Source organism: Dyella sp. 333MFSha, assembly GCF_900102405.1.
Classification (GTDB): Bacteria; Pseudomonadota; Gammaproteobacteria; order Xanthomonadales; family Rhodanobacteraceae; genus Luteibacter; species Luteibacter mycovicinus.
The window spans coordinates 245,361-272,297 of sequence record NZ_FNBR01000004.1; the positions used below are offsets into that span (position 1 = coordinate 245,361).

Sequence of the window (26,937 nt, forward strand, 5' to 3'; positions counted from 1 at the left end):
GGGCTGGCCGGCGCAAGCCTCAAGGGGCGCACCGGCGAGCGGGAAACCGGACCATTGTGGCCCGATTGGGCGACTATCGCCAACAGGCCCGGGCGCCACCGCGGGCTGCCCGACTGAGCCCGGCCCCTGTCGCCAACAGGCCTGCCTGCCACCCGTCTGCGGCGAACCGATGGAGACGCGTCCGTGCTCCCGTGGGAGCGAACCCGCTGGCGATGCCTTAGGCGCCGGTATCGAGCGCGAGCCGCCGGGCCTTCCTACGTGCCTTACGCGCTTTCCAACGTTCCGACAGGCAGGCGAAGATCACGTACAACGCCGGCGTCGACAACAGGGTCAGGCTCTGCGAGATCAGCAAACCGCCGATCATGGCGATACCCAGCGGGCGACGCAGTTCCGAACCCTCGCCCAGGCCGATCGCCAGCGGCAGCGCCGCGAGAATGGCGACCATCGTGGTCATCATGATCGGACGGAAGCGCACCAGGCAGGCCTCACGGATCGCCTCCTTCGAGGTGAGGTGATGCTCGCGCTCGGCGACCAGGGCGAAGTCGATCATCATGATCGCGTTCTTCTTGACGATACCGATCAGCAGCACCAGCGCGATCATCGCCACCACGGACAGTTCGGTATCGGTGATCACGAGCGCGGCCAGTGCCCCCACACCCGCGGCCGGCAGCGTGGAGATGATCGTCACCGGATGGATCAGGCTCTCGTAAAGCATGCCCATCAGCAGATACACCACGACGATCGCGGCAAGAATCAGCAGCGGCATATCGCTCTGCGACTGCTGAAAGCGCCGGAAGTCGCTGCCGGTATCCAGACGGATATCGCCCGGCATGCGCATGCCGTCGATCGTCTTCTGGATGATCTCCATCGCCTCACCCATGCTGACGTTGGGCGCGAGATTGAAGCTGACGCCCATGCTCGTGTACTGATCCTCGTGCACGATCTGGCTGGGCGCGAGGCCCGCCTCCTGCTTCGTCACGGCCGACATCGGCACCATCGCGCCGTTGTCGGAACGCACGTAGATCTGGTTGAGCGCTTCCGGGGTCGCCGCGAACTGCGGCAGCGAGTTGACGATCACCCGGTACTGGTTGATGTCCGAATAGATCGTGGACACCGCGCGCTGGCCGAAGGCGTTGTACAGCGCCCCGTCGATATTGCCGATCGACACGCCGAGGCGAGACGCCGTGTCGCGGTCGATCACCATGTTCTGACGCAGGCCCTGCGCGTCGATGTCGCTGCCCACATCGGTCAGCATCTTGTTCTTCTTCAGTGCATCGACCAGCTTCGGCAGCCAGGTCTGCAGTTCGACGATGTCGTTGCCCTTCAGCGACACCGAATACTGACCGCCCTGCGTCGAACCGCCACCGCCACCGGTCGGCAGGTCCTGGATCGGACGCAGGCGCAGGTTGAGATCGGGGTATTTGTTCGCCGCCGCGGAGAGACGGTCGAGCACGTCGAACGTCGTACCCTTGCGGCCCTCGGCCACCGTCTTCAGCTCGATATTGAACTGACCGGTGGAACCCGTGCGGCTCGTACCCAGGCGCGAGCCCACGGCCTTCACGTCCGGATCGTCGAGCAGCATGGTCGTCAGTCTGGCCTGGCGCGTCTGCATCTCACCGAACGACACGGTGGAGCTGGATGTCGCACGCGCACCGATGAGCCCGGTGTCCTGGGGCGGGAAAAAGCCGCCCTTCACCATGCCGAAGAGGACGATCGTGATGCCGATCAGCACCAACGGCGTGAGAGCCATCAGCAAGGCGTGACGCAAGGTCCAGTCGAGCGCACGGCGGTAGACGCCGACCATGCGCTCGTGCATGCGCTCGAGAGCCAGCCCGAACTTCGACTCCGGCTCGTCGTTTTTATGCGCGGTGAGAAAATGCGCGCACAACGAGGGTGTCAGCGTCAGCGAGATCACGGCGGAGACGAGAATCGCCGCCACCAGCGTGACCGTGAACTCCTTGAAGAACATGCCGATGATACCCGGCGCGAGCAGCAGCGGAATGAATACCGCGACCAGCGAGCCGGTAATCGAAACGATGGTGAAACCGATTTCGCGCGCACCGAGCAACGCGGCCTCGAATCGGGGAATCCCTTCGTCCATATGACGGATGACGTTTTCGATCACGACGATGGCGTCATCGACGACGAAGCCGATCGCGATGACCAGCGCCAGCAGCGTCAGGTTGTTCAGCGTGTATCCGAACGCATACATCACGACGAACGCGCCGGCCAGCGACAGCGGCACGGCAAGCCCGGCGATCACGGTCGGTGCCAGTCGGCGCAGGAACAGCGCCATGGTCATGATCACCATGGCGAGACTGATCAGCAGCGTCGCCTGTACTTCGTGCAGCGACGCGCGGATCGTGGGCGTGCCATCGAAGAACGAATGCAGCTGGACACCGGCGGGAAGCCAGGTCTGCATCGTGGGGATCTGCGCCTTGATGCGATCCACGGTGTCGATGACGTTCGCGTCCGACTTGCGGAACACGTACATCAGGATGCCGGGGCGTCCGTTGAACCACGCCGCCTGATACGCGTCCTGCTGGCCGTCGTATACCTTGGCCACGTCGGAAAGGCGGATCGGCACGCTGTTGTTCACGCCGATGATCAGCTTGCCGAACTCCTCCGCCGTATGCAGTGAGTCGGTGGCGGTCACCGCCATGGTCGTCTTGCCGTCCGAAAGGAAGCCCTGCGGTGAGGTGACGTTGGCCGCGGTGAGCGCATTACGCAGCTGATCCGGCGACAGGCCCATGGCGTTGAGCGCGCGAAGGTTGACGTCGACACGGATCGCGGGCGTCGCACTGCCCGCGATGTCCACCGAGGCGATGCCTTCCTGCTGGCGAAGGCGCTGGGCGAGGATCGAGTCGGCGACGTTGTAGAGAGCGGTGGGCGCGACGGTGTCCGAGGTCAGCGCCAGCACGATCACCGGATCGTCGTTGGGATTGGCCTTCTGGTACGACGGCGCATTCAGCAACCCGCTGGGCAGATCCGGCTGGGCGGCATTGATCGCGGACTGAACGTCGCGTGCCGCGGCATCGATATTGGTGCCGTTCTGGAAGAACAGCAGCACGAAGCTGCTGCCCTCGGAGCTGTTCGACCGCATCGACTCCACACCGGGCACCTGGCCCAGGTGGCGTTCCAGCGGCGCGGCCACCGTCGATGCCATCGTGCTGGCGTCCGCACCCGACTGCTGCGCCTGGACGAAGATCGCCGGGAACTGGATGTTCGGCAGCGCGGCCACGCCGAGCAGCGAGTAACAGATGACGCCGATCACGAAGATACCGATCGCCAGAAGCGATGTACCGATGGGACGACGGATGAACGGACCGGAGATATTCATGGATGGGAACGGGACATCATGCTCGGGATGGCGCGGAGTGATCCGTTCCTAACGCGCCATCCGGAAAAAGGTTTCGCCGGGCGGCGAACCGTCCGGCGAAAAAGGGGGTTTCCAGGGGCTTCGAAGCCTGGCGTCATCGGCTCGCCGGCCGGGCCTGCGAGGCTTCCAGTGCCAGGGCGCGTTGTCGCTTGCGCTCCGCCAGCCAGTCGGAGAACCGCTCCATGTAGAGGTAGATGACCGGCGTGGTGTACAACGTGACCAGCTGCGAAAGCAGCAGGCCGCCGACGATCGACACACCCAGCGGCTTGCGCAGTTCCGAGCCGATACCGTTGCCCAGTGCCAGCGGCAGCGCGCCGAGCAGGGCCGCCGCCGTGGTCATCATGATCGGACGGAAGCGAAGCAGGCAGGCGCGGCGGATGGCGTCGTGCGCGTTCAGGCCGGTCCGCTTCGCCTCGATGGCGAAGTCGATCATCATGATCGCGTTTTTCTTCACGATACCGATCAGCAGCACGATACCGACGATGCCGTCGACCGAGAGGCTCATGCCGCAGAGGATCAGTGCGAGCAGCGCGCCGACGCCCGCGGGCGGCAGCGTCGAAATGATCGTCAGCGGGTGGATGTAGCTCTCATAGAGCACGCCCAGCACGATGTAGATCACGATGATCGACGCCAGCAGCAGCAACACTTCGTCGCCGACGGACGAGGAGAACTCCGCGGCCTTGCCGATGAACTGACCGCGCACCTGCGGCGGGAAGTTGAGCTGCTGCTCGACCTCGTGGATCGCGTCCACCGCGCTGGAAAGCGATTCGCCCGGCGCCAGATTGAAGGAAATCGTCACCGCGGGCAGCTGTTGCAGATGGCTGACCACCAGCGGTGCCGTGGTGACGACCGCGCTGGCCAGCGAGGCAATGGGAATGTTGCCGCCCGCACCGACCTGGAACCCGACGTTACCCGTGTTGCCGATGCCCGACGGGGTCGCCGAGTTGCTCGAGGCCAGCTGACCGAAACTGGTCGCGTTGGAACCGGTCAGGGCGCCGTTGCCGTTGCCGCGGACCGTCAGCTTGTTCAGCAGATCGTTGCTGTTGCGGAACTCCGGCGCGACTTCGAGTACGACGCGGTACTGGTTGAGCTGGGTGAAGATGGTCGAGATCTGGCGCTGGCCGTACGCGTCGTACAGCGTGTCGTCGATCGTCTGCACCGGCACGCCGAGGCGGCTGGCGCTGTCACGATCGATGGTCAGCTTGAGCGCGGTGCCCTGATCGGCCAGGTTGTTGTCGACGTCGGCCAGTTCCTTGCGTTTACGCAGCGCGGAAGTCATCTGCTGCGCATAGCCGGCCAGTTCGGTCGAGCTCACGTCCGACAGCGAGTACTGGTACTCCGTGGCGGACACCTGCGTGTCCAGCGTCACGTCCTGCACGGGCTTCAGGTAGAGCGCGACGCCGGCGATACCCGACGCCGCCCGTTGCAGACGTGGCAGCACGGTGTCGAGCGCTTCGCGGTCGCCGCGATCCTTCAGCACCAGCGACAGCTGACCCTGATTGAGTGTCGGATTGATCGAACCCGCACCGATGAAGGCGGCCACGCCGGCCACGGCGGGGTCCTTGGCCAGGGCATCGGCCACGGCCTTGGTGCGGACTTCCATCTGCGGGAAGGCGACGTTCTGGTCGGCCTGCACGACGGCCGTGATCATGCCGGTGTCCTGCTCGGGCAACAGGCCTTTCGGAATGACGATGTAAAGCACGACCGTGAGGGCGACGGTGAGCGCGGCGACGATCATCGTCAGCGGGCGATGATCGAGCACCCAGTCGAGGCTGCTGCCGTAACCTTCGACGATGCGCGACCACGCGTTGTGCTTGCCCGAGGCGGCCGCGTGCTCGTGCGCGTCTTCCGCGTCCGGCAGTTCGTCGGCCTTGAGCAGGTAGGCGCACATCATCGGCGTGAGCGTCAGCGAGACCAGCATCGAGATGATGACCGCGATCGTCAGCACCCAGGCGAACTCGTGGAACAGGCGACCCGTGACACCCGGCATCAGCAGGAGCGGCAGGAACACGGCCACCAGCGAGACGGTCAGCGACAGCACCGTGAAGCCGATTTCCTTCGCGCCGACTTCCGCGGCGGTCTTCGCGTCCTGACCCTGCTCGATATAGCGGACGATGTTCTCGATCATCACGATCGCATCGTCGACCACGAAGCCGGTCGCGACCGCCAACGCCATCAGCGACAGATTGTCGAGCGACATGCCGGCGAAGGACATCACACCGAACGTGCCCATCAGCGACAGCGGCACCGCCACCGACGGAATCACCGTGGCCCACAGGCGGCGCAGGAAGACGAAGATCACCGCGACGACGAGGCAGATGGTGAGGATCAGCGTGAACTGCACGTCCTCCACCGAGGCGCGGATGGTGATCGTGCGATCCGAGAAGACCTTCAGGTGAACGTCGGCCGGCAGCACCTTCTGGAGATCGGGAATGGTCTGACGGATGGACTGCACCGTCTGCACGATGTTGGCACCGGGCTGGCGACGGATGTCGAGCAGCACGGCCGGTTTGCCGTTGGCCCAGGCCGCCAGCTGATCGTTCTCGACACCATCGATGACATTGGCCACGTCGGTCAGGCGCACGGGCGCACCGTTCTTGTAGCTGATGATCGTGCCCTTGTAATCGGCGGCGTCGGCCAGCTGGTCGTTCGTGCCGATGCTGTAGGACTGCGTCTTACCGTTGAGCGTGCCCTTGGGCGCGTTGACGTTTGCTTCCGTGAGCGAGCTGCGCACGTCTTCCATGGTCAGGCCGAGGTTGGCCAGCTGCGCCGGGTTGACCTGAATGCGCACGGCGGGGCGCACATTGCCGGCGATCGACACCAGGCCCACGCCCTGAACCTGGGCGAGCTTCTGCGCGATGATCGAGTCCGCGTAATTGTTGACGTCGCGCAGCGGCAGGCTGTCGGACGTGAGCATCAGCGTCATGATCGGCGCATCGGCCGGATTCACGCGGTTGTAGACGGGCGGATACGGCAGGTTGTTGGGCAGCGTGCCGCGTGCCTGGTTGATCGCCGCCTGTACGTCCTGCGCGGCGATGTCGATATCCCGGTCCATGTTGAACTGCAGGATGATCGTCGACAGGCCGGCCGACGAATCCGAGCTCATCGAGGCCAGACCAGAGATCTGTCCGAAGTTACGTTCCAGCGGCGTGGTGATCAGCGCCGCCATCGTGGACGCGCTGGCGCCGGGATACTGCGTGGTGACGACCAGGCTCGGGGCATCGATTTCCGGCAGCGCCGAAACCGGCAGCTGGCGGTAGCCAAGGATGCCGAGCAACAGCACCGCCACCATCAGCAGCGAGGTCGCGATCGGCCGGCGAATGAAGAGTGTCGAGAAACCCACGAGTAAGTCCTGGTGTCGGGACCTTGCGGTCCGTTGGCGGCGCGTCCGTCATGGACGCGCCACGCGCGCTATCAGCCGCGGCGACCGCCGCCCTGGCGACCCTGCTGACCCGTCTTGGCCTTCTGCAGTTCTTCCGCCGTCGGCGCCGCGGGCACCTGGCCCGGCGCCAGCGGGTTCACCTTCGAACCCGGCTTCAGGCGGAACTGACCTTCGGTGACGATCTTGTCGCCCAGCTTCACGCCCTTGGTCAGCATCACGTGGCTGTCGCCCACTTCCGTGGCGGTTTCCACCGTCTGCATCTTGACCGTGTTGTCGCCCTGCACGACGTAGACGTAGTCGCCATCCGGACCACGCTGTACGGCCTGCGAAGGCACCACGAGGCCGTTCTTGACGGTGCGCACCTTCAGCTGCACGTTGACGAACTGGCCCGGCCACAGCTGGGTCTTTTCGTTGTCGAACAGCGAGCGCAGACGGAAGGTGCCGGTCGTGGTATCGATGGTGTTGTCGAGCACGTCGAGGTGGCCCGTGGCGATGGGATGCGCATCGACACGGTCGAGCGCTGCCACCTCGAGCTGGGACAGACCGTCGCCACTCACCGAGCTGCGAACCAGGTCCAGGTTTTTCTCAGGGAGGTAGAACATCACGTAGATCGGATGCAGCTCGGTCAGGGTGACGATGGCATCGCCCGACGCGACGATGTTGCCGGCGTCGACCGAGCGGATGCCGGCGAGGCCGTCGATCGGCGCGATGACCTTGGTAAAGCCCAGTTGCACCTGTGCGGCGCGGATGGCCGCCTGATCGGCCGTCACGGTCGAAGCCGACTGGTCGAGGGTGTTCTTCAGGTTGTCCAGGTCCTGCTTGGACACATACTGCTGGCCGCCTTTGCTGACCAGATTCTGGGAACGGTCGAGGTTGTTCTTGGCCGTCGCCACCAGAGCCTGGTCCTGCCTGAGCTTCGCGACGGCCTGGTCGTAGTTGGACTGGATGGTGCGCGGATCGATTTCCGCGATCACGTCACCCTTCTTCACTTCCTGGCCTTCCTGGAAGTTCAGCTTCATCAGCTGGCCGCCGACCTGCGGGCGGACCGTGACGGTGTTGCGCGCCTGGACGGTGCCCAGCGCGGTCAGATAGACGGGTACATCCTGGCTGGCCACGGGCACGACCGTGACCGGTACCGGTGGCTGGTCCTTGCCCTGCCCCTCGCCGTTGGCCTGCGCACTGGCCGCGTGGGCCGGATCGCCCTCCTTGGCACGGTGGCTGCGAACGACAAAGAAGCCCGCGATCAGCACGACGACAATGACGGCCAGCGCGATTTTCCAGAAACGCGACATGAAACACTCCCAGGTGGATAACCGGACGAAACAACAGGGTCGCCCGTGCGCGCCGTGCGCCAGGGGGGGTTATACCCCCTGAAGGTTAAGATTCGACGCCGACAATATAGGGTTAGGGGAACGGCATTGAACAATGCCGGTTGACAGGGGTACAGCATGACTGACGGCACGGGTTGGCGGGTGAGCAGGCCGTTTCGGCAGACCGCCGACTCCCGGGGAGGTTCCGTTATACTCGCCCGGTTCGACGCCGCATCGCGGCTTGCAGGCACGCCGAATCCCGGGGAGGGGGCCGGCACACCCAAATCCAGTGGAGTGAATGCGTGAGCGGTTCTCCAAGCAAGTCCGACCAGAACTTCATGCGTCAGTTTTCCCTGCTGACCGCCGGCCTCAGCGTCCTCGCCATCGTTCTGATGGTCGTGGCGTACCTTATATACAGTCGCATCCCCAAGGATGAGGACCCGGCCGTCGCCAAGCGGACCGAAGCCCGTATCGCGCCCGTCGGCGCGGTCTATGCCGGCGACACGGGCCGTGCGGCCATGCAGGCCGCACAGGAGGCCGCCGCCAAGGCCGCCGCCGCGCAGGTCGCCTACGGCGGCAGCACCGACGGCAAGACGATTTACGACAACCTCTGCCACAGCTGCCATACGGCCGGCGTGGCGGGTGCGCCCAAGCTGGGTGACAAGGGCGCCTGGTCGGCACGTCTCGCCGAGGGCATCGCGACCCTGACCAAGCACGCCATCGAGGGCTACACGGGTCCGGACGGCAACCACATGCCGGCCAAGGGCGGTAATCCGTCGCTGACGGACGAGCAGGTCACCAACACCGTCAAGTGGATGGCCGACCAGGCCAAGTGACAAGCGTTGTCGTGCCGCCAAGGCGGCGCCTTCAGGCAGCGTTTTTGTTACGTTAGGCGTCTCACGGGCGAGGCATGACTTGCTACGCCCGATTTGACGGAACTATGGATAGATGCCGAAAGCTGACGCCTCGCTCCACCCGCTGGGCATTGTCGAGATCATTGAACGGAGCGTTCAAGGCCGGACGCGCCCTTTTCTTTGTCGTGCGGAAGATGGCGACCTTTATTACGTCAAGGGCTCCTACGCAGGCACGCGCAGCCATCTTTGCGAATGGATGGCCGGCCACCTAGGCCGAGCCCTCGGGTTGCCGATCCCGGAGTTCAGATGCGCCATTGCCCCGGCCGCCTTGTTGAACCTTCATCCAGAGGGCGCCGACATTGGCACCCGACCAGTCTTTGCATCTAAAGCGGTCGAGCACCTGAGCGAACTGAGCTTTTCAGCCATCCGGGATGTCCCCAAGGACACGCGAAAGGACATCCTTGTTCTCGACTGGTGGACTAAGAACGGTGACCGCACCCTCACGGGTGACGGAGGAAACCCGAATCTGCTGTGGGACCCGGCGGATCGGCGCCTGGTGGCGATCGACCACAACCTTGCTTTCGACACGACCTTTTCGGCAGAAGCATACGTGCAAACCCACGTCTTCCGAGACGACATTCCTACAGTATTTAACGACTTAGCCGAGAAAGGCGTGTATGCTATCCGGCTTGCGGAAGCACTGAGTAACTGGGAAGCTGCTTGGAACTCCGCACCCGAAGATTGGCACTACTTCGATGCTGAGCAGACCATCCCGACAGACTTTGATGTCGATGCGATTCGGCTGACGCTGTCCCAAACCAATCGGGACGATTTCTGGAGGCTTCCATGAAAAAACAAGTTGCCTGCCAGTACGCCATTGCGCGATTTCTGCCGTATGCAGAAACCGGCGAATTTGCAAACGTTGGCATCGTAATTGCGTGCCCCGAACTTGGTTTGCTGAGGGTCAAGTTCGCACCTCTGCGCAGGACGAAGCGGATCACCGACTTCTTCGAGGGCCTCAATCCCCGCATTTACCGCGAGTCTCTTCGCTACCTGGAGGTTGAGACATCACGAATTGCTTCCAGCCTTAAAAATGGGCCGGCCGCGACCAAGATGGCTTTCGAAGAACTGACACGACCTCGCGAAGCGCTCCTCCGGTTCAGCTCTGCACGCGCGATTCTCTCGGACGATCCGGAGTCCACGTTGCAAACGCTTTTTGAGAAATTCATAGAGCGCGACTTCGCAACCAAGGAATATCACGAAAAGATTCTCAATAAGGGCGTCGCGACGATTCTGGCAGGCGCAGCACTGAAGAACTATTTCGACCCTGAGGACGTCGGCGACGAGGACTTCAACGTTAGGTTCCCCTTCGTCAATTCGCTGGACGGCAGTCCTTTGATTGCGATTAAGCCGTTGCATTTAGCCCAAGACGAGCCGAGCAAAATCATGGATCACGGATCGCACTGGGTGGCGCGCGTGGCCAGGCTCAAGAAGCACGGCAACATGCCAGGTAATCTACTGTTTGCAATAGATAAATCAGAAAAAACCAAGCAGCAGCGGGTCGCCAAGGAGATTATTACCGACCTCAAGGACCTGGGCGCGGAAGTCGTCCGAGTAGACGACGAAAGGGCAATCGTAGACTTTGCTCAACGGGCATTGGACCGGAGTCATTGAGTGAAGCCGGTCAATGTGGACCGGTTGCCGGCCGGTCAGCCATCCAACTTGCGGCGAACGCCCTGAGATCGGGAAAGAAACGCCCGAACGTCTGCCTCAGGGCTACATCCTCCGCCAGCAAAAGCGGCATGGCATCGGCCACCGGGTTCGCCCGCGAGAGCCGCTGGGATATCCCGCGCAGCGCCTTGCCGATCGCCTCGGCGTTCCGATAGCCCGCCGGCAGGTCATTGGCGTCCATGTAGCCCAGGAACCGCTTCAGGTGGTCCGGCAGCAGCGCATCCGCCTCGTGCAGCTCCTGGCGTAGCCGGGTCGAGTAGGTCTCCAGCGGCACGTCGGACCAGCGGGCGAAGTCGCGCGCCAGGCAATGGTCGAACCACATGTCCAGAAGGATCCCCGCGTAGCGGCGGAACGGCGCGGGCATACGCTCGCGGGCGGCACGAACTTCCTCATGCCGGTCGGTGAAGCTGTCGATGGCCCGGTGCAGATAGATCCCGTCGCGGACGCGCGGCGGCAGGTGGTCGCCGGGGGTGCCGTGCACGAAGTCCCCCATCGTTCCGCCCAGCCGCAACGCCGCGTCGTCACCCGCCAGCAGGGCGTGGGCGAGGACGTTCATGGCGTGTCACTGCCGCGTCGCGAACGGCCACCGGTTATCATGGAGGGCATGAGCGCACTTCAACCTACAGCGCCGGAGCATTTTCCGGACGAGACCGTGAGCTTCGCGCTGGCGGGTCCCGCAGGCAAGCTCGAATGCGAAGCCAAGCCCAGCGACGCCGAACTACGCCGCGATGCCATCGCCGTCATCTGCCACCCGTTGTCCACCGACGGCGGCAGCATGCACAACAAGGTGGTCACGATGGTCGAGCGCTCGCTACGCGAGTCCGGCCTGGACACCGTCATCTTCAACTTCCGCAGCGTCGGTCAGTCCGAAGGCGAGTTCGACGGCGGTGAGGGTGAGAGCGACGATCTCGCCGCGGTGGTCGACTGGGCGCGTAAGGCGCGACCGGGCGCCGCGCTCTGGCTCGCCGGCTTCTCCTTCGGCAGCTACGTGACCCTCCGCAACGCCGTGCGCCTCGACGCCCGTGCGCTGATCAGCGTCGCGCCTCCCGCCGCCGGTCGCGGCTGGGATTTCTCACAGGTCGAGCTGCCCGCGTGCCCGTGGCTGGTGGTCATGGGCGACGCCGACGAAATCGTCGAGCCGCAGGCCGTCTACGACTGGATCGAGAGCATCCCCGAAGCGCAGCGGCCGCATCTGGTGAAAATGGAGGAGACCAGCCACTTCTTCCACCGCCGTCTCATGGATCTGCGGGGCGCCATCAAGAACGCGGTCAAGGAATGGCCGCCCGCGCCGCACGCCGCATGAACGGCACGGCAGCGACACCCGGCGAGCGTTACCGGGACGGCATCGCAGGCCACCGGTGGGAATCCGACCCCGCCCAACTGCCGGTGATCACCGAGTTCGACCGGCTGCACGCCGGCCTCTGCGCGCCGGTAGCGGCGCCGGCCGGGGGCTTGTTCGGCCGCCTGCGCAACATGCTCGGCAGCGAGCCGCGTCAGGCGGTTCCCGGGCTTTACCTGTGGGGAAGCGTCGGTCGCGGCAAGACCTTCCTGATGGATCTGTTCGTTTCGAGCCTCGCCCCCGGGCTGGCGCTGCGCCGGCACTTCCACCGTTTCATGCTGGAGGTTCACGGCATGCTGCGCGAGCTGGGCGAACGACAGAACCCGCTCGACGAAGTGGCCGGCCAGCTCGCCGCGAAATGCCGGGTGCTCTGTCTCGACGAGTTTCTCGTGTCGGACATCGGGGACGCCATGATCCTCGCCGGGCTGCTCGACGGCCTGTTCGCCCGTGGCGTCACGCTCGTCACCACCTCGAATACGCCGCCATCCGGGCTCTACAAGGACGGCTTGCAGCGTGCGCGTTTCCTGCCCGCCATCGCGGCGATCGAGAAGCACTGCGTCGTCCACGAGATGGTCTCGCCGCGCGACTGGCGGCTGCGCGCGCTCAGCCAGGCGTCCGTCTATCTGGTGCCGCCCGGCCTGGAAGCCGAGCATTCGCTGACGCGGATCTTCTCGGGTCAGGCGCAGGGCGACACGATCGACGGTGGCGAACTCGCCATCAACGGACGCGAGGTGCCGGTTCGCAAGCGTGCCGGGAACATCGTGTGGTTCGATTTCGCCGCGCTCTGCGAGGGGCCCCGTGCCGTCGCGGACTACATCGAACTGGCCAGGGCCTACCCCGCCGTCATCGTGTCCAACGTGCCTCAGTTCACCGTCTTCACCGAGAATGAAGCCAAGCGCTTCGTGCTGCTGGTCGACGAATTCTACGACCGCCACGTCAAGCTGGTGATATCCGCCGCGGCGCCGATCACCGAGCTCTATGACGGAACGAAGCTGCGCGCGGAGTTCGGTCGTACCGAGTCACGGCTGATCGAGATGCAGAGCGAGGACTACCTCGGGCGTGACCATAAGCCTTGATCCAGCGTGGACAGCGACGGCTGGAAGGCCGCATGCTTGGGGCCTCATGCTTTACGGGCGGGGTCACCCGCGCCACCTGACGAGGAACGCCATGGAACATTGCGAGCTGATTCCGGGTCGCGGCATTCGCCGCGGCGACACCGACATTTTCTTTGGCATGACGCGCAAGAAGCTCCGCGACGCGCTCGGCTGGAAGTCCGGTGGTGACAACATCTGGGACGATGAAGACGAATACAGCGACGCCGAAGGCAACGACTGGGTCCGGCTGCGCTTCCTCGACGACAAGCTTTGCGACATCGAAGTCATGGGCGGCCAGCTCACCCACGAAGGCATCGATCTGCTTCCCACCAGCATGCCCGCGTTGCGCGCGGCCCTGAAGAAAGGCGGCATGGCGCTGGAGAAGACGGAGTGGCTGTCCGAAGGGCACGACTGCGTCGACCTGCAGATCGTCGTCGCGTCCAGAGACGATATCGGCGACGCGGGCGACGAGATCGAATGGGTCATCACCAGCAGCGACTTCCGCGTCGAATGATCGGCCGTGGCGCCATGATGGCAGGGCGCCTGCGCGCCGCTTCAGGTGCCCTGCTCGCGCTGTTGCTCACAGCTTGCGCCTCCGCGCCGGCCATCGCGCCCCAGCACAGTCCGCTGGCTCATTGGACGCCATCGCCGAACTTCAATGCGCGCAAGCCCCAGCTCATCGTGCTTCACCACACGTCCATCGGCGATGCGAGCGCCGCGCTCCGCGTCCTGCGCACGCGCAACAGCGAAGGCCCGGTCAGCGCGCATTACCTGGTGGAAATGGATGGCCGCATCGACCAGCTGGTCGATGATGGCAACCGCGCCTGGCATGCGGGTGCGGCGCGCTGGGGCGACATGACCGACCTCAATTCATCGTCGATCGGCATCGAGATCGACAACGACGGGGTGTCGCCCTTCACCGAACCGCAGATCCAGGCACTGATCAACCTGCTCGCCGACCTGACCTCACGCCTCGGCATCCCGAGACAGGCCGTGGTCGGCCATGGCGATATCGCGCCGGGCCGCAAGAACGACCCCAGCGCGCTCTTCCCGTGGGCCACACTGTCACGCTACGGCTTCGGTCTGTGGCCCGATGCCGCGCTGGTACCCGCACCGGCCGGCTTCGACAGCCTCGCGGCCATGCGCCTTGTCGGCTACGACGTCTCCAATCCACGCAACGCCATCATCGCGTTCCATCGGCACTATCGCGCCATGGAGACCGATGCGCTGGACGTGACCGACGCGGCGATCCTGTATTCGCTTCAGCGCAAGCTGATGGCGCCGCGTCAGTAAGCGAACGACGCGAACGCGGCGATGGTCCGGTCCACGCTTTCATCGTCGATGTCCAGATGGGTCACGAGGCGGACCGACGGCAGATAACCGATGCTCAGCCGCACGCCGGCATTCGCCATACGCGTGGCGAGATCCTTCAGCCGCGGGGCCGGAACGTCGACGAAAACCATGTTCGTGTGGCAACCGGTGACATCGAGGCCGTCGATCGCGCGCAGTCCGTCAGCGAGTCGCGCGGCACGGGCATGGTCGTCGGCGAGGCGCTCCACGTGGTGATCGAGCGCGTACATCGCGGCGGCGGCAAGCATGCCGGCCTGACGCCAGCCGCCACCGGCGACCTTGCGCCAGCGGCGGGCGCGTTCGATCAGGGCCGTGTCGCCCAGCAGCACCGAGCCCACGGGCGCGCCCAGGCCCTTCGAGAGACAGACGGAGACGCTGTCGAAACCTGCGACGACATCGCGTGCCGGGCGACCGTAGGCGGTGGCCGCGTTGTAGAGGCGCGCGCCATCCAGATGCAGGCCGAGACCGCGACGGGTCGCGACTTCGCGCGCCTGCGCCAGATAGTCGAAAGGCAATGCCCGACCGTGCCAGGTGTTTTCCAGCGCCAGCAGGCGCGAGCGGGCGAAGTGCGGGTCCACCGGCTTGATCGACGCCTCGACCTTATCCAGCGGCAGCGTGCCGTCGGCGGCCTGCGGAATCGGCTGCGGCTGGATCGAACCGAGTACCGCCGCGCCGCCGCCTTCAAAACGATAGGTGTGGGCATCCGCACCCACGATGTACTCATCGCCGCGCTCGCAGTGAGCCATCAGCGCCAGCAGATTGCTCTGCGTGCCGGTCGGCACGAACAGCGCGGCGGCAAAGCCGAGCTCACCGGCGAGGCGCTCCTGCAACGCGTTGACCGTGGGGTCTTCGCCATAGACATCGTCACCGACCGGCGCACGCAGCATGGCCTCGCGCATGGCGTCGGTGGGACGGGTAACGGTGTCGCTGCGCAGATCGATGAGGTTCATGAGCGTTGTCGGCAAGGAAGACGTATCGCTGATGGTACGCGAAGCCGTTCACGAATCAGTGGCCGACGCCGCGGCATGCTTGTCCGATGATCACTATCGTCATGGGCGTCTCCGGCAGTGGCAAAAGTACGATAGGCGAGGGCCTGGCCGCGCGCCTTGGCCAGCCTTTCGTGGATGCCGACCCTCTTCATCCCCAGGCCAATCGCGACAAGATGGCCCGTGGCATTCCACTCGACGATACGGACCGCCAGCCCTGGCTGGAGGCCATCGTCGCCGAGATGGATCGCCATCGCGCGCTCGGCGAATCGATGGTGCTGGCGTGTTCGTCGCTGAAGAAACGCTATCGCGATTTCCTGCGGCATGGACATGAGGATGTGCGCTTCGTCTACCTGCATGCTTCGCGCGAGTTGCTGGCGGAACGGCTCGGTCATCGTAGTGGACACTTCTTCGATCCGACCTTGCTTGACAGTCAGCTGGCGACGCTGGAGGAACCGTCAGCGGATGAAGCGCTGCGGATCAATGTGGGAATGCCTCCGGCCGAGGCGATCGAGAAAATTATCCTGGCGGGGTGTCACACTGAGTAAGACGCGTGGCGGTTGACGCGTGGCGGTTCTAGCCGCGGTAGTGACTCGGTGGCTTGCCCAGCGCCCGCCGGAACATCGTCGAGAAACTCGCCGGACTCTCGTAACCCAGATCCAGCGCGACCGTCGTCACCGTCGCGCCCGCGCCGAGGCGCGGCAACGCCGCAAGCAGGCATGCCTGCTGCCGCCATTGCGCGAAACTCATGCCGGTTTCCCGCCGGAACAGCCGCGTAAAGCTTCGCCGGTGCGTACCCAGCTCATCCGCCCAGTCGTCGATGCCCTCGGTCATCCGCGGGTGCTCCAGAAAGCGCGCGCAGCGCTCGGCAAGCCGCATATCGGTAGGGAGCGGTAACGCCAGCGGTATCGTCCGCGCCCTGCCCACTTCGGCCACCAGCAGCGACATCAGCATGCCGTCGCGGCCGACCAGATCGTATTCGCGAGGCACCTCGACCGCCGCGACCAGCAGCGCGCGCAGCAGGGGCGAGACGGCAAGTACCCGGCAGACATCGCCCAGCGGGCTCGCGGCATCGTGTTCGATGTAGACGCTGCGCGTGCTGACCGTGCCGATCATGCGCACGGAATGGGGAGTATTGGCCGGAATCCACACCGCGCGCTCCGACGGCGCCAGCCACGCCCCGTCGGGCGTGGTCACCGCGACCGTGCCGGCGGACGCGTAGAGCAGCTGGCCGCGACGGTGCCGGTGCGTCGCCAGCTCGAACGACGAGGGATATTCGTTGCCGCTCGATACGACCGCCCGCGGCGTATCGTCGAAGACGTCGCGAAACGGGATGTCCGTGGTGTCCCGATCTCCAATACTCATGACCCATATCCTAGCGCGGGACAGGGTGGCATCGTGTTCTCATAGGTCTCCCCCGCCCCAGGACACCCGCATGCAAGCGCCCGCGAGCGCCGCGGCAGACACGCCGCGCGCCGACCCGACCGTTTACGGCGTCATCTTCGCTATCAGCTTCTGCCATCTGCTCAACGACATGATGCAGTCGCTGCTGCCCGCCATCTATCCGGGTCTCAAGGCCGGTTTTCATCTGGACTTCGGCCAGATCGGTCTGATCACGCTGACCTACCAGATCACCGCGTCCATCCTGCAGCCGCTGGTGGGCCTCTACGCGGACCGCCGTCCCACGCCGCTGGCGCTGCCGGGCGGCACGCTGTTCTCGCTGGCCGGTCTGCTGGTGTTGTCGGCGGCACATACCTACCCGATGCTGTTGATCGGCGCGGCGTTGCTCGGCATGGGCTCGTCCGTGTTCCACCCCGAATCCTCGCGCGTGGCGCGAATGGCCTCGGGTGGTCGTCATGGCCTGGCCCAGTCACTGTTCCAGGTCGGCGGCAACGCCGGGCAGGCACTGGGTCCGCTGGCGGCGGCGATCGTGGTGGTCCGCTGGGGTCAGTCGAGCCTGGCCTTCTTCGCCATGCTGGCCCTGCTCTCCGGCGCGGTGCTGTGGAACGTCGGCCAGTGGTATCGCCATCACGGCCTGCCACGCCTCAAGGCGAGCGCGGGCAAGCACGCGTCCATCGCGCCGAGCAGCAAGGATGCGAAGCGCGGCATCGCCGTCCTTCTCGCGCTGATCTTCTCCAAGTACGTGTACCTCGCGAGTCTGACGAGTTACTTCACCTTCTACCTGATCCACCGTTTCAACGTGTCCGTGCAGAACGCGCAGCTGCACCTGTTCGTGTTCCTCGGCGCGGTGGCCGTCGGCACCGTGCTGGGTGGCCCGCTCGGCGATCGCTTCGGACGCAAGCGGGTGATCTGGTTCTCGATCCTCGGCACCCTGCCGTTCACCCTGTTGCTGCCGCACGCCAGCCTGTTCTGGACGGCGCCGCTGACGGTGGCGATCGGGCTGATTCTGGCCTCGGCGTTTCCGGCGATCGTGGTGTTCGCGCAGGAGCTGGTGCCGGGTAAGGTCGGGATGATCTCGGGATTGTTCTTCGGCTTTTCGTTCGGGATGGGCGGGCTGGGTGCCGCGGGGCTGGGCGAGCTGGCCGATCATCTTGGGATCGAGGCGGTTTATCAGGTCTGTGCGTTTTTGCCGTTGATCGGGTTGTTGGCGGCGTTTTTGCCGGAGCCCAGGAAGCCCTGATCCTGCAGGAGCGCGCCTCGCGCGCGACATCGGCATGGCAGACCGATCGCGCGCGGGGCGCGCTCCTACACGAGCGCGCCCCGCGACGTTTTTTATTTCGGCAAGGCGTACGCGATCACCCAGTCGCCCTGCTTCGTGCCCAGGGAACCATGTCCGCCGGCGACCACCAGCAGGTACTGTCGACCGCTGCTGTCGGCATAGGTCATCGGCGTTGCCTGGCCGCCGGCCGGCAGACGCGATTCCCAGAGCTTTTTGCCCGTACGGACGTCGTACCCACGCACGTAATAGTCGAGCGTGCCGCTGAGGAAGGTGACACCGCCAGCCGTGGTCACCATACCGCCGAGGCTGGGCACGCCGAGCGGCATCGGGATCGGCAGCGGCGCGCTGTCGATGATGGTGCCGTTCTTGTGCCGCCACATCATCTTGCCGCTGCGCAGGTCCACGCCCGCGACATAGCCCCACGGCGGCGCCTGGCACGGAATGCCCAGCGGCGACAGGAAGGCCGACAGCTCGATGCCGTAGGGAATGCCTTCGGCTTTCTTGACGCCCTCGGTCTCGCTCTTCGCCGGGCCGACTTCCATCTTCGCCAGCTCTTCCTTCGGAATCAGCTTCGACTGGAAGGCCATGTAACTCGGATTGATCAGCATCAGCTGGCGGGTCGGATCGACCGACACGCCACCCCAGTCGAACACGCCGAAGTTACCCGGAAACACCAGCGATCCCTGCAGCGAGGGCGGAGTGAACATGCCGTCGTAACGCAGCGAGCGGAAACGAACGCGGCACCAGAGCTGATCCAGCGGCGTGGTGCCCCACATGTCCCGCTCGCGTACCTGCGGCGGCGCGAAGTTCAGGTCGGACAACGGCTGCGTGGGTGCCGTATGGTCGCCCGCCACGGCACCCTGCGGGCGCGGTACTTCCTGAATCGGCACGATCGGTGTCCCGTCGCGGCGGTCCAGCACGTACACACTGCCCTGCTTGGTCGAGGCGATCACCGCGGGCTTTACGCCGTCCGCGGTCTGCAGGTCGATCAGCGTCGGCTGGCCACCCACATCCATGTCCCACAAATCGTGGTGGGTGAACTGGTAGTTCCACTTCACCTTGCCCGTGGCGACGTCGAGGGCGACGAGACCTGCACTGTACTTTTCCGACGTCGGCGTACGACCGCCGCCGAACTGATCCGGCGTCTGGTTACCCATCGGCAGATAGACGATGCCGAGGCCTTCGTCGACGCTGAAGAGCGACCAGACGTTGGGCGAGTTGCGCGTGTAGATGCCGTCGGGCCCGATCGGCGCGGTCGCGTCCGGATTGCCCGGATCCCAGTTCCAGACGAGGTGACCGTCATGCACGTCGAAGGCACGGATCACGCCGGACGGCTCGTTGGTCGACTCGTTGTCGGTCACGTGACCGCCGATGATCACGAGGTCTTTCGTCACCGCGGGTGGCGACGTCGAGTAATAGCCACCCGGAGTGAACGGGCCGACGTTCGTCCGCAGGTTCACCGTCCCCTGCTGGCCGAAGTCCGTGCACGGCTGGCCGGTGTCCGCGTCGAGCGCGATCAGGCGCGCATCCGCCGTCGGCAGGAACAGACGGCGCGGGCAGCTTGCCGTGGCGATGGCCGACGGCGGCAGCGGTGCGGTCGACGCGACCGCCGGCACTCCGGCCGCCGTGGTCGCCGGAGCGGGAATCACCGCCGCCGCATACTTCGCATCGTCGTGATAGGACACGCCGCGGCAGGTCATGTGCTCCCAGTGTTTGAAACCGACGGGGCTCTGGATCTTCGGGTCGAACTCCCAGCGCTTCTCACCGGTGGCCGCATTCACCGCGATCACCTTGCTGTGCGGCGTGCACAGATACACGGTGTCACCGATCTTCAGCGGCGTGTTCTCGGCCGTGGTCTCGGCGGGGTCATCCGGGCCGGGCACGTCGCCGGTCTGGATCTTCCACGCCACCTGCAGCTGGCCGACGTTATCGGGGGTGATCTGCTTCAACGGCGAGTACCGCTGACCGTAGGGCGAGCCGCCGTAGTCGGTCCAGTCGCTGTCCGGACGCGCGGCACGGTCGCCCTGCGGTCCCGAGACATCGGCCATCGGAAGCTCGCCCGGCTGGTCGTGGTCGGTATGCAGCGCGCCGACGATGCCGACGGCGGCAACGATCAGCAGCGAAAGAAAGAGAAAACCGCCGCCGGTGCCGCGTGCCGTTTCGCCAAAGCGATCGTGACCAAGCCCGCGTCTCGGCCAGGGCAGCAAGAGCCATAAGCCGAGCACGAACCAGACATCCAGGCGCGGCAGAAGCTGCCACCAGTCCCACTGCACTTCCCACACGGCCCAGGCCGCGGTGGCGATCAGCAGCAGGGCGTAGATCGGTACGGCGAGCCGTACGCGGAACAGCAGCAGCGCGGCGACCACCAACGTGATCGCGCCAGCCGCCAGGTAATACACGGAGCCGCCCGACCCGAAGAGGCGGATGCCGCCCAGCAACATCACGGCGCCCCAGAGGGCGAAGACCAGCGCGCTGAACAGCGTCGCCGGGTGGAATCTCCTGACTCGGTTCATACGGACTCACTCATGGCGTCGGCCCTCCCCCGGCGGACAGATTCGTGCGGAAGACGTGAATCCGAGGTGGAGGCGCGGACGAGCCGGATCGTGCCCAGAGTCATCCTTTCGCTGGGCTTACATCGCCTCGCTTCCGGCAAGCTCCGCGGTCATCGTTTCCCGCATCAGATACTTCTGCACCTTGCCAGTGACCGTCATCGGAAACGCGTCGACGAAGCGCACGTAATGCGGCACCTTGAAGTACGCCAGATGCTTGCGGCAATAGTCCTGGATCGACGCGACCGTGGCCGGCGAGCCTTCACGCAGACGAATCCATGCGCATACCTGCTCACCCAGCCGCGGGTCGGGCACGCCGAACACCTGCACGTCCTGGATGTCCGGGTGGCCGTAGAGGAATTCCTCGATCTCACGCGGATAGATGTTCTCGCCACCGCGGATGATCATGTCCTTCAGCCGGCCGACGATGGTGCAGTAACCGGCATCGTCCAGCGTTGCCAGGTCGCCGGTGTGCATCCAGCGCGCCTCGTCGAGCGCCATGCGCGTGTTCGCATCGTCGTTCCAGTAGCCGCGCATGACCGAGTAGCCGCGGGTCAGCAGTTCGCCCGTCATGCCTCGCGGTACCACGCGGCCCTGCTCGTCGACGATCTTCACCTCGACATGCGGGTGTACGCGGCCCACCGTCGACACACGCAGGTCGAGCGGGTCTTCCGGGATCGTCTGGAAGCTGACCGGGCTGGTCTCGGTCATGCCGTAGGCGATGGTCACCTCGCTCATGTGCATCTCACGAACCACGCGTCGCATCACCTCGATGGGACAGGGCGAGCCCGCCATGATGCCGGTACGCAGCGAGCTGAGATCGAACTCGTGGAAGCGCGGATGCTCGAGCTCCGCGATGAACATGGTGGGCACGCCGTGCAAGCCGGTACATCGTTCCTCGGCCACGGTCTCCAGCGTCGTCAGCGCGTCGAACCCTTCGCCCGGGATGACCATGCAGGCGCCGTGCGTCACGCAGGCCAGATTACCCAGCACCATGCCGAAGCAGTGATAGAACGGCACGGGAATGCACAGACGATCTTCCTCGGTCAGACGCATGGCCTCACCAATGAAGAACCCGTTGTTGACGATGTTGTGGTGGGTCAGCGTGGCACCTTTGGGCGCACCCGTGGTGCCGGAGGTGAACTGGATATTGACCGCGTCGTCGAAACCCAGCTCGGGTTCGATCGCCCGCAGGCGTGCGCGTGCGGCGTCGTCCGCGCGCAGGTCCTGCCAACGCAGCGTGCCGGGGGCCGCTTGATCGTCCAGCAGGATGACGTGGCGCAGATCGGGCAACGCAGCCGCGCGCAGACCGCCCGGCAGGGCGGAGGCCATCTCGGGCGCGAGACCGGTAAGGATCTCCAGGTAATGCGAACTCTTGAAGACGCGGGGCAGGATCAGCGCGCGACAACCGACCTTGTTCAACGAATAAGCCAGTTCGTGAGAACGATAGGCCGGGTTGATGTTGACCAGGATCAGTCCGGCTTTGGGCGCCGCGAACTGGGCCACCACCCACTCCGCGCGATTGGGCGCCCAGATGCCGACGCGATCGCCCGGATCCAGACCGAGGGCGAGCAGCCCGGCCGCCACGCGGGCGACTTCGGCCTGGAACTCCGCATACGTCCAGCGCACACCCTGCTGACGCACGACCAGCGCGGGCCGGTCGGGCCAGCGCCCGGCGATACGGTCGAGCAGTGCGCCGACCGTCTCCCCGAGGAGGGGCGTGGCGCTTGCGCCGTGGACGTAGCTGGGAGCGTGGTGCATGCGGGGTCTCGTGCCGGTGCGATGACACCAGCATAAAACACCCTCAGGCGAACTCCACCCAGGCATCGCTGCCGGTCGCGGCCGGCGCGGTCGCCTTGCCGACCTGACCGAAACGGGCATCGTGCGCGGCGCGTTCGGCGGGCGAGGCTTTCAGCGCCGGCCGCTCGACCGCGTCCACGGTGAAGAACGCCACCTGATCGCGCAGCGACTGGGCCTGGTCCTGCATCGACTTGGCGGCGGCCGCGGCCTCCTCGACCAGTGCCGCGTTTTCCTGGGTGACTTGATCGATCTGTGCGATCGCGGTGTTGACCTGATCCACGCCCGCCGACTGCTCGGCACTCGCGGCGGCGATCTCCGCGACGATATCGGTGACCTTCTTCACGCTGGCGACGATGCTCGCCAGGGCGGTCGACGACTGCTCGACCAGTGAGGCACCCGCTTCGACACGCTCGCCGCTCTCGACGATCAGGCATTTGATCTCCCTGGACGCGGACGCGCTGGACTGGGCGAGGCGGCGCACCTCGGCGGCGACTACCGCGAAGCCACGCCCCTGCTCGCCGGCACGTGCCGCTTCCACCGCCGCATTCAATGCCAGCAGATTGGTCTGGAAAGCGATCTCGTCGATCAGGCCGACGATGTCGGCGATGCGACGACTGGAATCACCGATCTGGATCATCGCGTCCATCGCCTGGGCGACGACGTCGCCGCCCTTCTCCGCTTCGCCACGCGCATGCCGGGAGAGGCGATCCGCGGCGACGGCGTTCTCCGCGTTCTGTTTCACCGTCGCGGTCATCTCTTCCATCGACGCGGCGGTTTCTTCGAGGCTGGACGCCTGTTCCTGCGTGCGCTGCGACAGATCGTCGTTGCCACGGGCGATCTCGCCCGAGGTGGTGGACACGACATGTGCGCCTTCCTGTACCTCGGTCACGATGGACGACAGCGTGCCGCGCATGCGCTCCAGCGCACCGAGCAGGCTGGCGGGTGCGAACGTGGTCCCATCGGTGCGCAGATCGCCCCCGGCGATACGCCCGGCGATCTCCACCGCGTCGCGCGGCTCACCGCCGACCGTGGTACGGATGCTGCTCATGGACAGCCAGACGATGAGCATCGCGAGCACCGCGATAATGCCCGACTTCATCAGGTCGCGTTTCAGCTGCGCGGCGAAGGCGGCGTCGATGTCATCGAAGTAGGCACCGGAAATCAGATGCAGATCCCACGGCTTGTACCACGACGAATAACTGATCTTGTCGCGCAGTTCCTTCGTCCTGGGCATGATCTGGGTGTAACGGGTAAAGCCGTGGCCGGCGGCCGTATCCGCCTTCAGCATGGCTTCGTAATGGTGAAAGCCCTTGCCATCCGCATCGTCGCGGATGTTCTTACCGATATCGTCGTGGCGCAGCGGATGCATACGCATGGCCAGCGTCGAATCGAAAGCGAACACGTAGCCCTTGCCGTCGTCCCAGCGCATCGACTCGACCGCCTCCAGGGCGGCGACACGTGCTTCGACGTCGCTCATCTCACCCTTGGCGGCTCGCGCGTGGTAGCCGTCGACGATGGCGATCGCCGCGTCCACGTGCTGGGTCAGCGTGTCCTGCAGGTCGCGCATCTGCACCGCGCGGCTTTCGACGCCCGACATCACGGTCTGCGCCAAGAGGCCGAGCACCACGACCGTCATCACCATCCACACGCGCGTATTCAGCCGCGTGCGGCCAAACCAGTTTTTTATCGACGACATGCCTCACCCCCGTGATTCCCCGTATAGGCGTTATCGGCAAGCCATGCGTCGAACTTTATTGCAGAGATGTGAAGGGGAATGCGGCAGCGCATCATCCAGCGAAGAGCAGGCGCGCGTCCCGCGAGCGAGCTACGGCGCGGCGAAGCGATGCCGCCCCGAGGAAACCACCACCTCGGGCCGCCCCGGCAACCGCACCACCGCCTCCGCCCCCACCGGCACAAGCACCTCGGCCACCACCTTCTCACCCTCCTTGCGCCAGGCCACCGAAGCCTCGCCATAAGGCGTCATAACCGATGCCGATGCGTGGTCCAGCCATGCTGTCAGCGCAGGACGCACCTCGAACCGACGCCAGCCCGCCTCCAGCGGCCGCAGGCCCGCGACATCGCCAAAGAGCCAGTCGTCCACGGTGCCCAGGAAGTAATGGCCCCTGGAGCGCGATGCGAGCTTCCAGTGCTCCCACAAGCTGGTCGCCCCGTGGTCGCGCCAGAACCCCCAGCTCGGAAACGTCGTCTGCGTCGCGATACGCCAGGCTTCGTCGGCGTGACCGGTCGCGGTGAGCACCGGCAGGATCACCTTCGTCGCGAGCGCACCCGTGTCGAGGTGATCGCCCCGCGTTTTCGCATCCGCCGCCACGCCGGCGGCGACCCGCTCGCGCAACGCGTCGGGCACGAGCCCGAACGACAGCGCCAGCAGGTTGTGCGCCTGGCGGTAACCGCTGTCCCCCTCCCCACGGTACCGGGCGGCGTCGCGGTCGAGGAAGCGCGCATTGAACGCATCGCGCACGATCGCCGCCTTCGCGTCGAAACCGTCCGCGTGCTTCGTGTCGCCGCTGAGGCGATACATGCTCGCCACCGTACGCTCCATGCCATAAAGGTACGCCGTGGCGGCGACATGCTTGTCCTCGGGGGCGTTCTCGCCACCCGGATCGGTCTCGGGACTGACCCAGTCACCCAGTTCGGTGTCCGCGATGCCTCCCGGTGACCGGGCGTCCTCCATCGCGACATAGCGCGAGATGCCATCGAGGTTCTCCTCCATGGGTCGGCGGTCTCCCGTCTGCATCCACAGCGACCAGGGAATGAACACGTACGCCGAGTGCCAGGTGGGCGCGCGCACCTTGCCCCAGCCGGGGTTAGGTGCGATCAGCAACGGGGCGCCATCGGGCCCGCGCGTGTCGGCGATATCGCGGACCCATTTCGCGAGCAGGCGTCCCGTGTCGAGGTTCCGCAGGAACATGTCCACGCCGACCATGCCGTCACCGGTCCAGCCATTCTTCTCGTACATCGGCGTATCGGTCGGAATGCCGTAGAGATTGTTGAGCATGGTGTCGACGGCCGCGCGATGGATCCAGTTGAGCAAGGCATTCGCGCTGTCGAAGCGCCCTGTCTCGGCGACATCGGTGTGTATGACCTGTGCGGTCACCGCGCCGGGAAGCGGCTTGCCGCCAGGCCATCCATCGACCTGCACATAGCGAAAGCCCTTGTACGAGAAATGCGGATGCCAGTGCTCACGCCCGCCAGCCAGCGTCAGCCGGTCGGTCTGAAAACCCTGTCTGAAATAATGATGCTCATCGCGCGCGTCGACCGTGCCGTCGGGCATCAGCTTCTCACCGTAGTGCGCCGTGACCGTCGCCCCCGACGGACCCGACACGTCGAACGTTGCCCAGCCGGCGATAACGCGCGGAAAAGCGAAAACATACGTACCGGGTTTCGGCTCCGTCACCTCGACGGCGTTCAACGTATCCACGACCCGTATGGGCTGCTCGGCCTGCGCGACGAGCGTTCCGCGCGGAGCGGGCAGCTCACTTGCGGCGGCCCATGTCGACGGAGATGCGAGACGCGCATCGTAGTTTTCGCCGCCGTAGAGATCGTCGAGCCGCGTCGGGCCATCGGCGAGCTTCCACTCCGCGTCGCTGACGATGTCCTGCCGGTGACCGTCGGCATAGCGGATGCGCAGCAGTGCTCGCAGGCGCGGCTGCCCGTGCCACGGAGCCTTTTCCCAATGCCAGACGTTGGGGTTGGTCATCCCATAGAAGCCGCGGCCGAGCTCGGCACCCAGCGTATGCTCACCGGCATCGAGCCGCACGTCGGTGGCGACGACTTCCACGCGCTTGTCGTAGTCGGTGAAGCCGGGCGACAGCACCGCGTCGCTCACGGGCTGCCCGTCGATCGACATATCCGCGTATCCGCCAGCCGCCACGTAGAGCGTGGCGCGGTCGACCTTGCCGTTTACCCGAAACGTCTTGCGCAACAGCGGCGCGGGCAGGCTCGTGGCGTCCGCCTTGCCGATCCAGCGCGCGCCCTGCCAGCCTGACTCATCGAGCGCGGTGTCGAAGTGCGAGCTCACCATACCCTGGCCGTCCGACGTACGCACCTCCGCACGCCAGTCGTAACGTTCGCCTGGTGCCAGCGCGGGTCCCGCGTAATCGATGTCGAAGGATCGGGTCGAACGTACGTCGCCGCTGTCCCACACGGTTTTTCCGGCTTGCGTGACGACGATGCGATAGCCCGTCTGCACCGTGCCGTTGCCATCGCTCCGGATGATCCACGAAAAACGTGGCTTTGCCACGTCGACATACGTGGGAGTGTCGCTGCGCTCGACGCGTGGCGCATGGACGGTGACGGTCGCATGGGCCAGCGGAGCGAAGGGCAGAAGAACGAAAGCGAACCGGCGGAGTGCGTGCAAGCGGGTGGCCTCGGGCGCGATGACTTCCGAGCATATCGCGAAGGCACAGTGAGGAGGCCGCACACATCCATCTAACGTGCAAAGGTTTATCCCTTTTCCACCTTC

Annotated in this window: 19 protein-coding genes; 9 read left to right on the forward strand and 10 right to left on the reverse strand. The window is 65.3% G+C overall.

Annotated features, from left to right (window positions below; translation table 11 throughout):
- Nucleotides 1-217: 217 nt before the first annotated feature.
- The 3 genes from BLT40_RS16140 to BLT40_RS16150 all read right to left on the reverse strand — a co-directional run bounded on the left by BLT40_RS16140 (nucleotide 218) and on the right by BLT40_RS16150 (nucleotide 8,053).
- A complete protein-coding gene (locus tag BLT40_RS16140) occupies nucleotides 218-3,340 on the reverse strand; it encodes an efflux RND transporter permease subunit (RefSeq protein WP_036116486.1) in 3,123 nt (1,040 codons plus the stop codon).
- A 133-nt stretch (nucleotides 3,341-3,473) separates the two neighbouring features.
- Nucleotides 3,474-6,722, reverse strand: coding sequence for an efflux RND transporter permease subunit (locus BLT40_RS16145; protein ID WP_090354894.1), 3,249 nt, complete (start codon nucleotides 6,720-6,722; stop codon nucleotides 3,474-3,476).
- Nucleotides 6,723-6,793: 71 nt separating this feature from the next.
- Nucleotides 6,794-8,053, reverse strand: coding sequence for an efflux RND transporter periplasmic adaptor subunit (locus BLT40_RS16150; RefSeq protein WP_079520703.1), 1,260 nt, complete (start codon nucleotides 8,051-8,053; stop codon nucleotides 6,794-6,796).
- A 356-nt stretch (nucleotides 8,054-8,409) separates the two neighbouring features.
- Between BLT40_RS16150 and BLT40_RS16155 the strand changes: the two genes are divergently transcribed.
- From BLT40_RS16155 to BLT40_RS16165, 3 genes are all read left to right on the forward strand, one after another.
- Complete coding sequence (locus BLT40_RS16155) at nucleotides 8,410-8,907, forward strand: c-type cytochrome (protein ID WP_036118559.1); 498 nt, start codon at nucleotides 8,410-8,412, stop codon at nucleotides 8,905-8,907.
- 112 nt (nucleotides 8,908-9,019) lie between these two features.
- On the forward strand, nucleotides 9,020-9,775 hold the full coding sequence (locus BLT40_RS16160) for a HipA family kinase (RefSeq protein WP_079520704.1): 756 nt from the start codon (nucleotides 9,020-9,022) through the stop codon (nucleotides 9,773-9,775).
- On the forward strand, nucleotides 9,772-10,599 hold the full coding sequence (locus tag BLT40_RS16165; RefSeq protein WP_090354896.1) for a DUF3037 domain-containing protein: 828 nt from the start codon (nucleotides 9,772-9,774) through the stop codon (nucleotides 10,597-10,599). The genes BLT40_RS16160 and BLT40_RS16165 overlap by 4 nt, the downstream gene beginning before the upstream one ends.
- Before the next feature lie 10 nt (nucleotides 10,600-10,609).
- Here BLT40_RS16165 and BLT40_RS16170 read toward each other — a convergent pair whose 3' ends face one another.
- Nucleotides 10,610-11,212, reverse strand: a complete 603-nt coding sequence (locus BLT40_RS16170; RefSeq protein WP_079520706.1) for an acyl carrier protein phosphodiesterase — start codon at nucleotides 11,210-11,212, stop codon at nucleotides 10,610-10,612.
- A 48-nt stretch (nucleotides 11,213-11,260) separates the two neighbouring features.
- On the opposite strand from BLT40_RS16170, the gene BLT40_RS16175 reads away from it, so the two are divergent.
- From BLT40_RS16175 to BLT40_RS16190, 4 genes are all read left to right on the forward strand, one after another.
- Nucleotides 11,261-11,959 carry an alpha/beta hydrolase gene (locus BLT40_RS16175; RefSeq protein WP_090354899.1) on the forward strand — a complete coding sequence of 233 codons (699 nt, stop codon included), beginning with the start codon at nucleotides 11,261-11,263 and terminating at the stop codon, nucleotides 11,957-11,959.
- Entirely contained in the window at nucleotides 11,956-13,071 is a 1,116-nt protein-coding gene (zapE, locus tag BLT40_RS16180) for a cell division protein ZapE (RefSeq protein WP_079520746.1), read from the forward strand. The genes BLT40_RS16175 and zapE overlap by 4 nt, the downstream gene beginning before the upstream one ends.
- A gap of 91 nt (nucleotides 13,072-13,162) precedes the next feature.
- The gene (locus tag BLT40_RS16185) at nucleotides 13,163-13,603 is read left to right on the forward strand and encodes a hypothetical protein (protein WP_043691826.1); all 441 of its coding nucleotides are present in this window, start codon (nucleotides 13,163-13,165) and stop codon (nucleotides 13,601-13,603) included.
- Nucleotides 13,567-14,382: an N-acetylmuramoyl-L-alanine amidase gene (locus tag BLT40_RS16190; RefSeq protein WP_254857220.1), complete on the forward strand. Its 816-nt coding sequence runs from the start codon at nucleotides 13,567-13,569 to the stop codon at nucleotides 14,380-14,382. Before BLT40_RS16185 ends, BLT40_RS16190 begins: the two co-directional genes overlap by 37 nt.
- Here BLT40_RS16190 and ltaE read toward each other — a convergent pair.
- Nucleotides 14,376-15,389 (reverse strand): low-specificity L-threonine aldolase, encoded by a 1,014-nt coding sequence (ltaE, locus tag BLT40_RS16195; RefSeq protein WP_090354901.1) that lies wholly within the window; start codon nucleotides 15,387-15,389, stop codon nucleotides 14,376-14,378. The two genes, BLT40_RS16190 and ltaE, sit on opposite strands and share 7 nt — an antisense overlap.
- An 86-nt stretch (nucleotides 15,390-15,475) precedes the next feature.
- Between ltaE and BLT40_RS16200 the strand changes: the two genes are divergently transcribed.
- Entirely contained in the window at nucleotides 15,476-15,973 is a 498-nt protein-coding gene (locus tag BLT40_RS16200; protein ID WP_079520709.1) for a gluconokinase, read from the forward strand.
- A 28-nt stretch (nucleotides 15,974-16,001) separates the two neighbouring features.
- On the opposite strand, the gene BLT40_RS16205 is transcribed toward BLT40_RS16200, so the two are convergent.
- Nucleotides 16,002-16,790, reverse strand: a complete 789-nt coding sequence (locus BLT40_RS16205) for an AraC family transcriptional regulator (RefSeq protein WP_079520710.1) — start codon at nucleotides 16,788-16,790, stop codon at nucleotides 16,002-16,004.
- A 70-nt stretch (nucleotides 16,791-16,860) separates the two neighbouring features.
- Here BLT40_RS16205 and BLT40_RS16210 point away from each other — a divergent pair, with 70 nt between their 5' ends.
- Entirely contained in the window at nucleotides 16,861-18,066 is a 1,206-nt protein-coding gene (locus BLT40_RS16210) for an MFS transporter (protein WP_090354903.1), read from the forward strand.
- 92 nt (nucleotides 18,067-18,158) lie between these two features.
- Here BLT40_RS16210 and BLT40_RS16215 read toward each other — a convergent pair whose 3' ends face one another.
- The 4 genes from BLT40_RS16215 to BLT40_RS16230 all read right to left on the reverse strand — a co-directional run bounded on the left by BLT40_RS16215 (nucleotide 18,159) and on the right by BLT40_RS16230 (nucleotide 26,832).
- Entirely contained in the window at nucleotides 18,159-20,618 is a 2,460-nt protein-coding gene (locus tag BLT40_RS16215; protein ID WP_090354905.1) for a membrane-bound PQQ-dependent dehydrogenase, glucose/quinate/shikimate family, read from the reverse strand.
- 117 nt (nucleotides 20,619-20,735) lie between these two features.
- The gene (locus BLT40_RS16220) at nucleotides 20,736-22,415 is read right to left on the reverse strand and encodes an AMP-binding protein (protein WP_090354906.1); all 1,680 of its coding nucleotides are present in this window, start codon (nucleotides 22,413-22,415) and stop codon (nucleotides 20,736-20,738) included.
- A 43-nt stretch (nucleotides 22,416-22,458) separates the two neighbouring features.
- Nucleotides 22,459-24,150, reverse strand: a complete 1,692-nt coding sequence (locus BLT40_RS16225) for a methyl-accepting chemotaxis protein (protein ID WP_090354907.1) — start codon at nucleotides 24,148-24,150, stop codon at nucleotides 22,459-22,461.
- Nucleotides 24,151-24,279: 129 nt separating this feature from the next.
- Entirely contained in the window at nucleotides 24,280-26,832 is a 2,553-nt protein-coding gene (locus BLT40_RS16230; protein ID WP_090354910.1) for an alpha-L-rhamnosidase, read from the reverse strand.
- Nucleotides 26,833-26,937: the final 105 nt, after the last annotated feature.